General features: G+C 67.6%; 13 protein-coding genes and 1 other RNA gene. 5 read left to right on the forward strand and 9 right to left on the reverse strand.

Features of this window, described 5'->3' with window-relative positions:
- Positions 1-20 precede the first annotated feature (20 nt).
- Genes ACW18C_RS14355 through ACW18C_RS14365 form a run of 3 tightly spaced genes read right to left on the reverse strand, consistent with a single transcriptional unit; the run spans position 21 to position 2,233 of the window.
- Positions 21-1,235, reverse strand: a complete 1,215-nt coding sequence (locus tag ACW18C_RS14355) for a DNA recombination protein RmuC (RefSeq protein WP_492071614.1) — start codon at positions 1,233-1,235, stop codon at positions 21-23.
- Between the two features lie 51 nt (positions 1,236-1,286).
- Positions 1,287-1,904 (reverse strand): recombination mediator RecR, encoded by a 618-nt coding sequence (gene recR / locus ACW18C_RS14360; protein ID WP_008259401.1) that lies wholly within the window; start codon positions 1,902-1,904, stop codon positions 1,287-1,289.
- Positions 1,904-2,233 (reverse strand): YbaB/EbfC family nucleoid-associated protein, encoded by a 330-nt coding sequence (locus tag ACW18C_RS14365; protein ID WP_008260925.1) that lies wholly within the window; start codon positions 2,231-2,233, stop codon positions 1,904-1,906. Before ACW18C_RS14365 ends, recR begins: the two co-directional genes overlap by 1 nt.
- A gap of 165 nt (positions 2,234-2,398) precedes the next feature.
- On the opposite strand from ACW18C_RS14365, the gene ACW18C_RS14370 reads away from it, so the two are divergent.
- Positions 2,399-3,013 carry a malonic semialdehyde reductase gene (locus ACW18C_RS14370; protein ID WP_492071615.1) on the forward strand — a complete coding sequence of 205 codons (615 nt, stop codon included), beginning with the start codon at positions 2,399-2,401 and terminating at the stop codon, positions 3,011-3,013.
- Between the two features lie 83 nt (positions 3,014-3,096).
- Here the strand turns inward: ACW18C_RS14370 and ACW18C_RS14375 are convergent, their stop codons facing one another.
- Positions 3,097-3,816, reverse strand: a complete 720-nt coding sequence (locus ACW18C_RS14375) for a c-type cytochrome (protein ID WP_008260941.1) — start codon at positions 3,814-3,816, stop codon at positions 3,097-3,099.
- Positions 3,817-3,975: 159 nt separating this feature from the next.
- Here ACW18C_RS14375 and ACW18C_RS14380 point away from each other — a divergent pair, with 159 nt between their 5' ends.
- The gene (locus ACW18C_RS14380) at positions 3,976-4,698 is read left to right on the forward strand and encodes a 3-deoxy-manno-octulosonate cytidylyltransferase (protein ID WP_492071617.1); all 723 of its coding nucleotides are present in this window, start codon (positions 3,976-3,978) and stop codon (positions 4,696-4,698) included.
- Between the two features lie 56 nt (positions 4,699-4,754).
- On the opposite strand, the gene nudC is transcribed toward ACW18C_RS14380, so the two are convergent.
- The gene (nudC, locus tag ACW18C_RS14385; protein ID WP_492071619.1) at positions 4,755-5,675 is read right to left on the reverse strand and encodes an NAD(+) diphosphatase; all 921 of its coding nucleotides are present in this window, start codon (positions 5,673-5,675) and stop codon (positions 4,755-4,757) included.
- Between the two features lie 49 nt (positions 5,676-5,724).
- Between nudC and ffs the strand changes: the two genes are divergently transcribed.
- The 3 genes from ffs (at position 5,725) to ACW18C_RS14400 (ending at position 8,296) form a co-directional block, all read left to right on the forward strand.
- Positions 5,725-5,820: signal recognition particle sRNA small type (gene ffs / locus ACW18C_RS14390), an RNA gene on the forward strand.
- A gap of 217 nt (positions 5,821-6,037) precedes the next feature.
- Complete coding sequence (locus ACW18C_RS14395) at positions 6,038-6,340, forward strand: hypothetical protein (protein WP_492071621.1); 303 nt, start codon at positions 6,038-6,040, stop codon at positions 6,338-6,340.
- A 96-nt stretch (positions 6,341-6,436) separates the two neighbouring features.
- A complete protein-coding gene (locus ACW18C_RS14400; protein ID WP_492071623.1) occupies positions 6,437-8,296 on the forward strand; it encodes a DNA polymerase III subunit gamma/tau in 1,860 nt (619 codons plus the stop codon).
- Positions 8,297-8,300: 4 nt separating this feature from the next.
- Here the strand turns inward: ACW18C_RS14400 and ACW18C_RS14405 are convergent, their stop codons facing one another.
- The 4 genes from ACW18C_RS14405 to ACW18C_RS14420 all read right to left on the reverse strand — a co-directional run bounded on the left by ACW18C_RS14405 (position 8,301) and on the right by ACW18C_RS14420 (position 12,436).
- Positions 8,301-9,458 (reverse strand): acyltransferase family protein, encoded by a 1,158-nt coding sequence (locus tag ACW18C_RS14405; protein ID WP_492071625.1) that lies wholly within the window; start codon positions 9,456-9,458, stop codon positions 8,301-8,303.
- A gap of 54 nt (positions 9,459-9,512) precedes the next feature.
- Positions 9,513-10,103: a GTP cyclohydrolase I FolE gene (gene folE, locus ACW18C_RS14410; RefSeq protein ID WP_008264053.1), complete on the reverse strand. Its 591-nt coding sequence runs from the start codon at positions 10,101-10,103 to the stop codon at positions 9,513-9,515.
- Between the two features lie 135 nt (positions 10,104-10,238).
- Positions 10,239-10,748, reverse strand: coding sequence for a chemotaxis protein CheW (locus tag ACW18C_RS14415; protein WP_492071626.1), 510 nt, complete (start codon positions 10,746-10,748; stop codon positions 10,239-10,241).
- Positions 10,748-12,436 (reverse strand): methyl-accepting chemotaxis protein, encoded by a 1,689-nt coding sequence (locus tag ACW18C_RS14420; RefSeq protein WP_492071628.1) that lies wholly within the window; start codon positions 12,434-12,436, stop codon positions 10,748-10,750. Before ACW18C_RS14420 ends, ACW18C_RS14415 begins: the two co-directional genes overlap by 1 nt.
- Positions 12,437-12,802: the final 366 nt, after the last annotated feature.

The following is a 12,802-nucleotide window of genomic DNA, read 5'->3' on the forward strand; positions in this document are numbered from 1 at the left end:
CCCTTGTCAAAGAGACAAGCTCAGTTGTCTGCCGGCCCCGTCAGCTCCGGCCGGGTGATGGTGCGCGGCTGGGTTTCGACCTGGGCCAGGGCGGGGATCTCCTTGCCTTCGTGGTCCACCTGCAGATCCTCGAACCGGCGGGCGGACACCATGACCTGGCTCTCCAGCGAGCCGACGAACTGGTTATATTTCCCGACCGCCTGATCCAGCGCCCGGCCGACCGCCGAGGCGTGGCCGCCCATGACCGACAGCCGTTTGTAGAGTTCGCGCCCCAGGGCGGCGACCTTGTCGGCGTTGGCCGCCTGTTCCTCGGCCCGCCAGCCGTAGGCGACGGCCTTGCACAGGGCGAACAGGGTGGAGGGAGTGGCGATGACGACCCGCGACTCCATTGCGTCCGACAACAGGTCCGGCGCATGGTCCAGGGCGGTGGACAGGAAGCTGTCGCCCGGCACGAACAGGACGACGAAATCGGGGCTGGGCTTGAACTGGTCCTGATAGGCCTTGGACGACAGCTGGCGCACATGGGTCTTCAGGCTGGCGGCGATGCGCAGGCCGACCGAGCGGGCGCGCGCCTCCTCGTCCCCCTCCTCGTCGTCGAAGGCCAGCGGCACCTTGGCGTCGATGACGAACAGGCCCCCGCCGGGCAGGCGCACCAGGAAGTCGGGCCGGTTCTGCCGCCCCTCGTCATCGGCGCTGGAGGTCTGTTCGGTGAAGTCGAACCGGCCGGCCATGCCGGCGGCCTCCAGCACATTGCGGCAGGTCTGTTCGCCCCAGCGGCCGCGCCGCCCGGTATTGCCGCGCAGGGCCTCGGTCAATTTGCGCGCCTCGTCCCGCGTCGCCGACGAAGCGGCCATCAACTGGGTCAGCTGCTCCTTGAGACCCCCGGTCTCCTCGGCGCGGGTCTTCTCCAGCGCCGCCACATGTTCCTGAAACTTCGTCAGGGTGTCGGCCACCGGCTTCAGCTGGGCCGCCATACGCTCGCGCGCCAGTTGGTCCTGGGCGCGGAAGGTCTCGGTCGCGCGACTGACCATCTGGTCGGCCACCACCTGGGCCGACTGGGCCGCCTGGGCCTTCAGCAGCTCGCCCATGGTGACCCGGCTTTCCTCGACCAGATCAATCCGCGCCAGGGCGGCCGACAACGCCCCCTGCGCCCTCTGCCAGCCCATATAGGCCCACAGGAAACCGCCCCCCAGGGCGGCGGCGAGAACGGCGAGGATCAGCGCGAGCATGTTCATGCTCCGTTCCTAGCGGGAGTCGCCCTCCCGGAAAAGCCGGGAGCGGCGTCTTTACGCCGGCCGGCGCGCGCGCATGGCCTGAACGATAGTACCGTCGTCCAGCCAGTCCAGTTCGCCGCCCACCGGCACGCCGCGGGCCAGGGAGGTGACCTGGACGTCGGGGCCCGAGATGCGTTCGGCGACATAATGGGCCGTGGTCTGGCCGTCGACGGTGGCGGGCAGGGCCAGGACGACCTCGCGCACAGCCCCGCCCCCCTCGTTCTGGTGTCTGACGCGCCCGACCAGTTCGGCGATGCGCAGATGCTCGGGGCCGACCCCGTCGAGCGCCGACAGCAGGCCGCCCAGCACATGATATTTGCCGCGGAAGGCGCCGGACCGCTCCATGGCCCACAGGGCGCCGGCCTCCTCGACCACGCAGATCAGGCCGTTGTCGCGCGATCCGTCGGAACAGATGGCGCAGGGGTCGCGCGTGTCGGGCGCGCCGCAGACCGAGCAAGACACCACCTTCTCGGCCGTCTCGGCCAGGGACGCCGCCAGCGGCACAAGCAACTGCTCGCGCCGCTTCAGCAGGGCCAGGGCCGCGCGCCGGGCCGAGCGCGGGCCGAGCCCTGGCAGTTTGGCGAGAAGGGAGATCAGCCGCTCGATCTCCGGCCCGGCGGAAGCAGCCATCAGAACAGTTTCGGCATTCCGGGAATATTCATCCCGGCCATGGGGCCGGCGGCCTCGCGCATCAGGGCGTTGTTGACCTCGTCCAGCTTGCGCTTGGCGTCGGCGTGGGCGGCCACGATCAGGTCGGCCAGGATCTCGCCCTCGCCGGGCGACAGCAGGCTGTCGTCGATCTTGATCGCGGTGATCTCGCCGGCGCCCTTCAGGGCCACGGTCACAAGGCCGCCGCCCGAGGAGCCTTCGGCGGAGGTTTCGGCCATCTTCGCCTGGGCGTCCTGCAGCTTTTGCTGCATCGCCTGGGCCTGCTGCATCAGTTGGGTAAGGTCTTTCATGCCCCCTAGATAAGACGAAGCCGGCCGGTGCGACAGGGGTGTTTCGCCCGGATGACGTGCGCCCCCTCGGAAACGATGGATTGCCTGATTTGCACTTGAAACAGTTGCTGAAGCGACTAGATCAGCACCTGCATTTGTTGCTTTTCATGATCAGGACGCCTTCCCATGGCCTATGATGCCGCCACCCAACGCGACGCCCCGCTGTCGGACGCCGCCCTGTCGCAACTCTTCACCGAGGCGCGCACCCGCAACGCCTGGAGCGACCGCCCGGTCGCGCCGGACCTGCTGCACAAACTGTACGACCTGACCAAGTTCGGCCCCACGGCCGTCAACGCCAGCCCCGCCCGGTTCGTCTTCGTCACCTCGCCCGAGGCCAAGGCGCGGCTGACCCCGCTGATGAGCGAGGGCAATCGCGCCAAGACGCAGCAGGCGCCGGTGAACCTGATCATCGCCCAGGACATCGACTTCCACGAGCATCTGGACGCCCTGTTCCCGCACGCGCCGGGGGCCAAGGCCTGGTTCGCCGATGAGGCCGGACGTCGCGAGAGCGCCTTCCGCAACGCCTCGCTTCAGGGCGGATATCTGACCATCGCCGCCCGGGCCCTGGGCCTGGACGTCGGCCCCATGTCCGGCTTCGACGCCGCCGCCGTGAAGGCGGAATTCTTCCCCGACAGCAATGTCGAGCCGAACTACATCCTCAACCTCGGCTACGGCACGGAAGAGAACCTTTTCCCGCGCTCGCCGCGCCTGTCGTTCGAGCAGGCGGCGCAGATTCTCTGACCACCCGCGATCAGGGCCCAAAAAGACGACGGGGCGGCCTGCAAAGGCCGCCCCGCTTCAATTCCGACCATGCGAGGTCGATCTCAGGTGTTCGGCGGCGCTGCGCTGGTCGCAGCGGGCGGAGCCGCCGGGGTCTGCTGGGTCGTGGGCGCAGCGCCGACAGCCGGGGTTTCGCCGGTCGCCTCGGTCGCAGGCGCGCCCTCGGCAGGCGCCGCTTCTCCTTCGGCCGGGGCCGTCGCGCCGGGCTGACGGGCCGGATCGGGCGCCGGAATGGCGAAGCCGCCCGAGCCCTGGTTCCGCAGCCAGGCGATCAGATTGATCCGCGTCTGCGTATCGCGAATGCCGGCGAAGGACATCTTGGTGCCCGGCACATAGCGAGCCGGAGCGGTGATGAAGCTGTTCAGTTCGTCATAGCCCCAGGTCGGCGCCTCGGCCTTGTGCTTGGCCATGGCGTCCGAATAGGCGAAGCCCGCCCGGTGCATGACCGGGCCGCCCACGACGCCAAACAGGTTCGGGCCGATGCCGTCGGCCCCGCCCTGCGCCGCATTGTGGCAGGCCTGGCAGCGCGCGAACGCGGCCTCGCCGGCGGCCAGATCGGCGGCCGGCAGGACCGTGCCCCAATCCGGCGGCAGCTCGGCCTGTTCAGCGCCGGCGGCCTCATCGGGCGCATCGACGAAATACCCCATCTTTTCCGGCGGCGCGGAATGATAGATCAGGCCCGACGCCTGTTGCACGACCAGGATGACGAACGCCGTCCCCAGGGCCGCACCGAATATCTTGTTCCATTTCAGATCGCCGCTCATGCGCGTCGTCTCATCCCGTCCCTAAGGTTTCCCACCTCCGCCGTCTTACGCAGCGAAGCCTTCCTTGCCTGATCAGGTCTTACACGGTAGCGCGGGGTTCGCAACCGGCGCGAACGCTCCAACAGCGGCGGCTGATCCAGGCAGGCTCCGAGTAGACTCATGAATCCGTTGATATTGATACCCGCTCGCATGGCGGCGACCCGTCTGCCGAACAAGCCCCTGGCCGATATCGGCGGCAAACCCATGATCGTGCGGGCCTATCAGCAGGCCGAGGCCTCGGGCCTGCCGGTCGCGGTCGCCGCGGGCGATCCCGAGATCGTCGCCGTCATCGAGGCCATCGGCGGCCGGGCCATTCTGACGGATCCCGACCTGCCCTCGGGCTCGGACCGCATCCGCGCCGCCGTCGACGCCATCGACCCGGAAGGCGATTTCGACGCCGTGATCAATGTCCAGGGCGACATGCCCTTCGCCGATCCCGGTTTGGCGACCGCCTGCGCCGCCATTCTGCACGGCGAGCCGAACTGCGACATCGCCACCCTGGTCGCCGCCGAGGCCGATCTGTCGGACCGCACCAACCCCGACGTGGTCAAGGCCGTCCTCGCCCTGGGAGAGAACGAGCGCCAGGCCCGCGCCCTGTATTTCACACGCTCCACCCTGTACGGCGACGCCCCGATCTGGCGTCACATCGGCGTCTACGGCTATCGCCGCGCGGCCCTGAACCGCTTCTGCGCCGCGCCCCAATCGCCGCTGGAGAAGCGCGAGAAGCTGGAACAGCTGCGGGCGCTGGAAATGGGCATGCAGATCTGGGCCGCCGTCATCGACGAAGCCCCCCTGTCGGTCGACAATCCGGCGGACCTGGAGGCGGCGCGAGCGCTGGTCTGACGAATCTCCCTCCCTGATCGCTGCGCAATCGCCCCTCCCCATGAAGGGGAGGGAGATCAGGCCTCCTCCGCCCAGGCCTTGATCAGGCTGTGGGCGATGGCGAAGGGCGGCGGGGCCTGGATGGTCGGATGGTCGCCGGCGATCACGGCCTTGGCCTCGGCCCGCGTCAGCCAGGCCACCGATTCCAGCTCGGTCTGATCCGGCCGGGCCTGGTCGTCCGACACCTCGGCGATCAGGCCGATCATCAGTTGCGACGGGAACGGCCAGGGCTGGCTGGAGTGGTAGGCCGTGGCGACCACGGTCAGGCCGGCCTCCTCCTTCACCTCGCGGGCGCAGGCCTCCTCGATGGATTCGCCGGGCTCCAGGAAGCCGGCCAGGGCCGACATCCGCCCGACAGGCCAGGCCGCCTGGCGGCCCAGCAGACAGATCGGCTCAGGCCCGCCCTTGTAGACCGGCAGCATGATGGTGACCGGGTCCACGCGCGGGAAATGTTCGGTCCCGCAGGCCGGACAACGCCGCTTCCATCCGCCGGAGGTCGTCTCGCTCAGCGTGCCGCAGTTGGCGCAGAAGCCATGTTTGCGCCGCCAGTCGAACAGGCTCTTGGCCCCGCCCGCCATGGCCGCGTCCTGGGCCGGCAGGATGGCTGCGGCGCCGCGCATCTCGTGGAAGGCGCCCAATCCCCTCACCGGCCCTTCGGCCGGATCGATCGAGCCTTCGAACTCGATGGCGAAGACCGGCGCCCCGGCCCACAGACCCAGGAAGACATCGCGGTCCGGAACCATATCGCGCGCGTGTTTCAGCGACAGCCAGGCCAGGCGCGGCCCCTCGGCCGTCTCCTCGACCAGCGGCCGCCCCTCCCACAGCACCATCGACTGGGCTTCGGGATTGGCCTCCTGCTCGGCCAGCCATTCGGAATCGTTGCGCAGGTCGCCGGCCCGATCCAGGGGATTGCCGGCGAAGATGTTCTGATGAGCCATGCGGCCTTGTAACCCTTGATTCCGTTCGCCGCACCCGTCATATCCCCTCTCGGAGATCGCGCGGGCGAAGGCTTCGCCAACCTGGTCAGGGCCGGAAGGCAGCAGCCACAACGAATTCCCCTTCGGGTCGCGCGGTCTCTACTTCATTCTTTTTGGCGCTATTGCTTGCCGCGCGGCGGCTCGCTGCTTGAGCGCGTTTGTGCGCCTCGTCTGCGTGGTTAGCTTTGACCAACTCGGATTGAGACAATGCGGTTGTGAGCAAGCACAACTTCTGCGAACGTCGCCTTATGAAACCCGTATGGCTTCTGGGACTGTTAGGATTGTGCGCCTGCGGATCAGCCCCTGCAGACCGGCGCCAGCAGTTGACCGAGTTCAAGCTGTACCGAACGATAGGATGTTACGAGAACGCCCTTCAGACAAACGGCGCCCAGATCGATATCAACCCTGACGGCACAGTCGAGATTTCGACATGGACGGGACAACAGGCGTCACAAACGCCTTCGAATGAGATCGGTCGCCGCCTCTACGAGTTCGGGCTCGACCTTAAAAATCCGATCTACGTCGAGCCGGAAGCGTCCAATAGGTACATGGACGTCGTTGGAATCGTTAAAGACTTGAAAGGGCGAGGATACAGGCACGTCCGACTGGTGGACCTGCCTGCGTGATCACGCGCTCACGCTGCGTTTTCGATCCGGGATATTCCGGCTTTTTCGGTGAACGCCCGCTTCGCTGCAGACCTGACCCGCTGTAAGACTTCGCCCATGACGGACAGCGACACGAATCTCGACGGCCCGCCCTGGGAAGAGGACGAGGTCCTCGCGCGCGACGAAAACACCGACGACATGTTCGGTGCGCCCGCCTCCACGCCCGAGCCCGTCGCACCGCCCCCAGCCGTGACCGCCCCCGCGCCCCCCTCCGACCAGGCCCACGCCGGCGTCGAGGCCCATGCCGACGACGGGTCCGCCTATCAGGTGCTGGCGCGCAAATACCGGCCGCGCACCTTCGAGGACCTGATCGGGCAGGAGGCGATGGTCCGCACCCTGACCAACGCCTTCTCGACCGGCCGGATCGCCCACGCCTTCATGCTGACCGGGGTCCGCGGCGTCGGCAAGACGACCACCGCCCGCCTGCTGGCCCGCGCCCTGAACAACGAGACGGAGAGCATCGACCGGCCGTCCCTGATCCTGACCGCCCACGGCCGGCACGACGCCGCCATCATGGCCGGCCAGCATATGGACGTGATGGAGATGGACGCCGCCTCCCACACCGGCGTCAACGACATCCGCGACATCCTGGAGAGCGTCCGCTACGCCCCGGTCGAGGCGCGCTACAAGGTCTATGTGCTGGACGAGGTCCACATGCTGTCGACGCAGGCGTTCAACGCCCTGCTGAAGACGCTGGAAGAGCCGCCGCCCCACGCCAAATTCATCTTCGCCACCACCGAGATCCGCAAGGTGCCGGTGACGATCCTGAGCCGCTGCCAGAGATTCGACCTGCGTCGGGTCGAGCCCGAGATCCTGATCGGCCACCTGGGCCGGATCGCCGAACGCGAGGGGATGAAGATCGAGCAGGACGCCCTGGCCCTGATCTCGCGCGCGGCCGAAGGCTCGGTGCGCGACGGCCTGTCCCTGCTGGACCAGGCCCTGGTCCAGGCCGAGCGCGGCGAGATGGTCAAGACCGAGACGGTCCGCGACATGCTGGGCCTGGCCGACCGCAGCCAGACCATCGCCCTGTTCGAATCCGTCATGGCCGGCCGCACGCCCGAGGCCCTGGAGAATTTCCGCACCCTGTACGGCTTCGGCGCCGATCCGGTGCAGGTGACCAACGACCTGCTGGAACACTGCCACGCCGCCTCGGTGGCCAAGATGCTGGGTCCGAACGCGACCCGCCTGCCCAATGACCAGGCGCAGAAGCTGGCGGCCCTGGGCGCCGCCATTCCGGCCGCCACCCTGTCGCGCACCTGGCAGATGCTGCTGAAGGCGCTGGACGAGGTGCGCCGCGCGCCCAATCCGGCCGATGCGGTCGAGATGGCCATTGTCCGCCTGGCCTACGCCGCCGACCTGCCGGGACCGGAGGAGGCGTTGAAGCGACTTCAGTCCGGCGAACCGTTCGGCGGCGGTTCCGCGCCACGTGGCGGCGGCGGAGGCGGCGGCGGAGGGACGTCCGCGCAACTGGCCGCCCGGCCCGTCATGGCCCCGGCCCTGCCCGACCCGCAGACCTTCGAGCAGGTGGTCGCCCTGATCGGCGAGAAACGCGAAGTCGGTCTGCAGATGGATGTCGAGCGGTTCGTCAAGCCGGTCTCGTTCAAGCCCGGCGCCATCGTCTATGAAAGCGTCGAGGGCGCGCCGGTCGAACTGGCGCGGCGCCTGGCCGGGCGGCTGCGGGAATGGACCGGCCGCACCTGGCTGATCGCCGCCAACGGCCAGGGCGGCGGCGAGACCCTGATCGAGCGCCAGAAGAAGGAGCGGGCCGCCGAGCGCGAGAAGGTCGAGGCCGACCCCTTCATCAAGGCGGTGCTTTTGGCCTTCCCCGGCGCCAAGCTGGGCGAGATCAAGACCATCGCCCCCGCCGTCGTCACGCCGGAAATCCCCGACTCGCCCGAGGACGACGACGAGGACTGACGGCCTATCCCTCGAGCGAGACCACAGGCCCTGCTTCCACCGGGGTCGTTCGACGTCCGCCACGGCGGCGCTTCAGCCAGGACCGGATCCGCGACTGGATCCGGTCGTCGATCGCGAAATGGAAGGCGAAGGCGAAGGCGACCGCCGCCAGCACGCCGCCGCCCCAGAGCGCCCACTGCACGGGCGCCGACAGGGCGAAGCGGGCCGCAGCCGCATTGACCACCCCGAACCAGGCGATGCGGACGATCTCATTTGAGATGAACATCGAGAAGGAGACCATGGCGGCGGTCTCCACCCATTTCGACGGACGACGCACCGGCACGGCGCCGGCGGCCAGAATGATCAGGGAGATCATCGCCAGGGAGATCAGGGCGTTCTTGCCGAAGGCCTGAGCGAGCGCCAGGCCGAGGAAGGCGGCGACGCCGACCCAGCCGGCCAGGCGGGGGTCGATCCAGATCTTCTGGGCGAACCAGGCCAGGCTCATGCCCAGGAAGAACAGCGGCAGGGCGCGCACGAAGCCGTAACCCATCGGCATCTGGTAGACGGGATGGTCCAGCAGGCTCCAGCACAGCTGGTTGGCGGTCAGATAGGCGGCGACGCCCAGGGCCAGGGCGCCCCAGGGCCCCAGTCGCGTCAGACCGCGCAGGATCCAGGGGAAACACAGATAGCAGCCGATCAGGGCCGAGATCGACCAGGTCGGGGCGTTCCAGCCCAGGCCGCCGGGCACGCCATAGGACTGCAACAGCAGCAACTGGGCCGGCAGCTGGTCCCAGCGGAACCATTCCGGATTGCGCGGCGCGGCGCCCGCCGCCGCACCGAGCAACACCAGGGCGACCAGCGACAGCCCCATGATCAGATGAGCGGGGACCACGCGAAGGACCCGCTTCAGCACGAAGTCGCCCGCCGACATCCGGCCCTGGCCCACGGCGGCCCCATAGACCCGCATCAGCACATAGCCGGAATCGATCAGAAAGAAGTTGGTCAGCAGGAAGCCGCCACGCGAGAACACCGGATGCACGGCCTCGGCCAGAGGAACCGGCCCGGCTCCCTGGAAGTGATGCAGGATGATCAGGAAGGCCACAATGAAACGCAGCGCGTCCAGCCAGCCGCCACGGGCGATCGGGGTTGTCTCGTTTCGGGTCGAAATCAGGCTCCAGGGCACGGCGAACGCCTCCTATGACCCCGATCTCGCAAGAGCCGGGCCGTGGTGGGACCTCTAGCCGCGCACGAGGCGCAGGAACTCCTCGCGGGTGCGGGGATCGTCGCGGACCACGCCGATCAGGTGGCTGGTCGACAGACTGGCGCCGGGGGCGTTGACGCCACGCAAGGTCATGCAGCTGTGTTCGGCCTCGATGACCACGCCCACGCCCTGGGGCTTCAGGACGGTCTGGATGGCCTCGGCGATCTCGGCCGTCATCTTTTCCTGGATCTGCAGGCGTCGGGCGAAGCCGCGCACCACGCGCGCCAGTTTGGAAATGCCGACCACGCGGTCGGTCGGCAGATAGGCGACATGGGCCTTGCCCACGACCGGCAGCATATGGTGCTCGCAGAAGCTGACGAACCGGATGTCCTTCAGCACGACCAGCTGGTCGTAACCGCCCGTCTCCTCGAAGGTCTTCTCCAGATAGGACAGGGGATCGACCTCGTAGCCCGAAAACAGCTCGCGATAGCTGCGCGCCACCCGCGCCGGTGTTTCCAGCAAGCCCTCGCGGTCGGGATCGTCGCCCGCCCATTCGATCAGGGTGCGGACGGCGGCCTCGGCGTCGGCCTGGGTCAGTCGGGAGGCGGTCGGGGGCGCATCAGTCATTGCGGGCCTATTAGCGAAGCGGAGCCGAGAAAGAAAAGCCTTCTTCCCGTCCATTACGCTGCGGCGACCGATTTGGACCCCCGGGGACCTGGAAACGTGGTCCGAGTATCCGAGCCGCCTGACCGTCGGCGGCCGTCAGGCCGCTCGATCGATGTTGGGGAAGGACGCCAGAGAGACGGTGTCGGTGCTGGACAGCAGTCGAGGCAGGTCGATCAGGACGACGAAGCCGTCCTCGCGCCGCACCACGCCCGAGATATAGTCCGAGCGCCACTTGATCCCGATGTCGGGCGACGGCTCGATCTGGTCGGCGCTGAAGACCGCCACCTCGAACACCCGGTCCGCCACCAGGCCCAGGCTGAGCACCCGGTCCTCCAGCGGAATGTCCAGCACCAGGATGCGGGTGTTCAGCGTCGGCTCGGTCGGCGCCATGCCCAGGCGGATCCGAAGATCCGCCGTGGGAACCCCCTGCCCCCGCACGTCCGTCAGGCCCAGAAGATAGTCCGGACTGTTGGGAATGCGCGAGGGCGCCTGATAGGTCAGGATCTCCCGCACCAGGCCGACCGGGGCGGCGAAGAGTTCGTCGCCCAGGCCGAAGGTCACATATTGCCCCTCAGAGGCGCCTTGCCCCTTGGCGGTTTCGGACATCAGGCGCTCTCCCGGAAGTCCATGTCCTCGTCGTCCGCGCCGCCGGTCGCCAGGTCCAGGGCGAAGCCCTTGGCGCGGGCCTGCTGGGCGTGGACGGCGGGCTTGGCCGGCGCAGCCTTGGGCGTCGGGCGGGCCGCCGGCTTGGCCGGAGACTTGAAGGTCGAGACCCGGGCCTGAGCACGGGCAGGGACTCTTTCGGCGTCCGTGCGGAAGAAGGCGATCGAGGTCTGCAGCTCCTCGGCCTGGGCCGCCAGTTCCTCGGAGGTGGCCGACATTTCCTCGGCCGCGCCGGCGTTCTGCTGGATCACCTTGTCCAGCTGCTGGATGGCCTCGTTGATCTGGCTGGCGCCGACGTCCTGCTCGCGGCAGGCGGCGCTGATCTCCGACACCAGTTCGGCGGTCTTGCGGATGTCCGGCACCAGGCGTTGCAGCATCTCGCCGGCTTCCTGGGCCGCCTTGACGGTGTCGCCCGAGACGGCGCCGATCTCGGCGGCGGCCGTCTGGCTGCGTTCGGCCAGCTTGCGCACTTCCGAGGCGACGACGGCGAAGCCCTTGCCGTGCTCCCCGGCCCGGGCGGCCTCGACCGCCGCGTTCAGGGCCAGCAGGTCGGTCTGGCGCGCGATCTCCTGCACGATGCCGATCTTGGCGACGATGGTGCGCATGGCCTCGACCGCGCGATGAACGGCCTCACCGCTGGTTTCCGCGTCCTTGGACGACTGACGCGAGATCTTCTCGGTCTGGGCCGCGTTGTCGGCGTTCTGCTTGATGTTGGCGGCCATCTCTTCCATCGAGGCCGAGGCCTGTTCGGCGGCGGCGGCCTGTTCGGTCGCGCCCTGGCTCATCTGTTCCGACGAAGACGACAGTTCCTGGCTGCCGGCCGAGACATTGTCTGCAGCCGCTAACGCGTCCCCGACTACGCTGCGGAGGCGTTCGATCATCCGGTTAAGGTCGCCCAGCATGTCGCCGATTTCGTCCCGACTGGTGACGACGACCGCCTGGGTCAGATCGCCTTCGGCGACGGCGCGAACGGCCTCAGTGGCGCGGATCAGTCCCTTCCGAACAATCAGTGTGATGCAGACACAACCGAAGACCGCAGCGAATAGAGCGAAGGCGCTGGCGACGATCAGCCCTACACGCGCTTCCTCAAACACCGCATTGGCGCCCTCCTCGGCCTGCGCCATCAGCGCCTTGTCCGTCGCGACGATGTTTTGGGCGGAGTCCTCGATCGCAGAAAGGCTGGCGCGCGCTTCGTTCAACATCAACGCCTTGGCGCCGACGTCGTCGCCGGCGAGCGCCAGCCTGTGAATTTCTTCGCTGATCGGCTTGTATTCTGACCAGGCGTTCGCGAGCGAAACCCACTCGGCCTTGGCGTCTGCCGATGCGACCGCCTGGCCTTGAGCCAGCAGGTCTTCCAACATGCCTCGGCCCCGGCCTACCTCTTCGGAAAACTCACGCACCGCTTCAGGGTCGGTGGTCAGGAGCATGCCGCGCTCACGCCTCACATAGCTGCTGAACTCGGTCTGGATGCTCTGGGCCCGGCTCAGTTGAGCGGCCGGTCCGGCGACAACCTCATGGATGGCGGCGTGCAGAGACGAAAGATGACTGAGGGAAACGCCGACTAAAACGGCGATCGCCGCGATCAGCACCCCGAACGTCAGGATCAACTTGGCCTTGATGGTGAAACGCATAGCCTATCTCCCGAAAAATCGATCATGACGAGCGACGGACGCCACTGGCGAGCGTGCACCCTGGTGCAGATTGCAGACAGCCGAACATCCGAGGGCGGTCAGGACGAAAGCCAGCGCCATCTGAATGACGAGCGAGCCATCGACCGGGAAAGTCGACCCTCGGAGGCTCGCAACATCACGAACCTCGACAGCCACATCCACTGGTATGCGTATTCTCATATCTCGTCCCATCCCCACGGCGCGCTAAAACACAACCCGAACGCACCATCCAGGGATATGGTTAAACCGACTTCAAACGCCTGATAGGGAGTTGTACCTATCGATAAGCCTCTAAGATTGGTGGATTTTTTTGATCAACGAAGGTCG

The sequence above is a fragment of the Brevundimonas sp. FV1ye7S genome (assembly GCF_058680995.1).

Bases quoted from the DNA above. Each gene is read 5' to 3' on its own strand.
- ACW18C_RS14400 (WP_492071623.1), top strand. From the start codon at position 6,437: ATGACGGACAGCGACACGAATCTCGACGGCCCGCCCTGGGAAGAGGAC.
- ACW18C_RS14365 (WP_008260925.1), bottom strand. From the start codon at position 2,233: ATGAAAGACCTTACCCAACTGATGCAGCAGGCCCAGGCGATGCAGCAA.
- ACW18C_RS14375 (WP_008260941.1), bottom strand. From the start codon at position 3,816: ATGAGCGGCGATCTGAAATGGAACAAGATATTCGGTGCGGCCCTGGGG.
- nudC (WP_492071619.1), bottom strand. From the start codon at position 5,675: ATGGCTCATCAGAACATCTTCGCCGGCAATCCCCTGGATCGGGCCGGC.
- ACW18C_RS14420 (WP_492071628.1), bottom strand. From the start codon at position 12,436: ATGCGTTTCACCATCAAGGCCAAGTTGATCCTGACGTTCGGGGTGCTG.
- recR (WP_008259401.1), bottom strand. From the start codon at position 1,904: ATGGCTGCTTCCGCCGGGCCGGAGATCGAGCGGCTGATCTCCCTTCTC.
- ACW18C_RS14380 (WP_492071617.1), top strand. From the start codon at position 3,976: ATGAATCCGTTGATATTGATACCCGCTCGCATGGCGGCGACCCGTCTG.
- ACW18C_RS14355 (WP_492071614.1), bottom strand. From the start codon at position 1,235: ATGAACATGCTCGCGCTGATCCTCGCCGTTCTCGCCGCCGCCCTGGGG.
- ACW18C_RS14415 (WP_492071626.1), bottom strand. From the start codon at position 10,748: ATGTCCGAAACCGCCAAGGGGCAAGGCGCCTCTGAGGGGCAATATGTG.
- ACW18C_RS14370 (WP_492071615.1), top strand. From the start codon at position 2,399: ATGGCCTATGATGCCGCCACCCAACGCGACGCCCCGCTGTCGGACGCC.
- folE (WP_008264053.1), bottom strand. From the start codon at position 10,103: ATGACTGATGCGCCCCCGACCGCCTCCCGACTGACCCAGGCCGACGCC.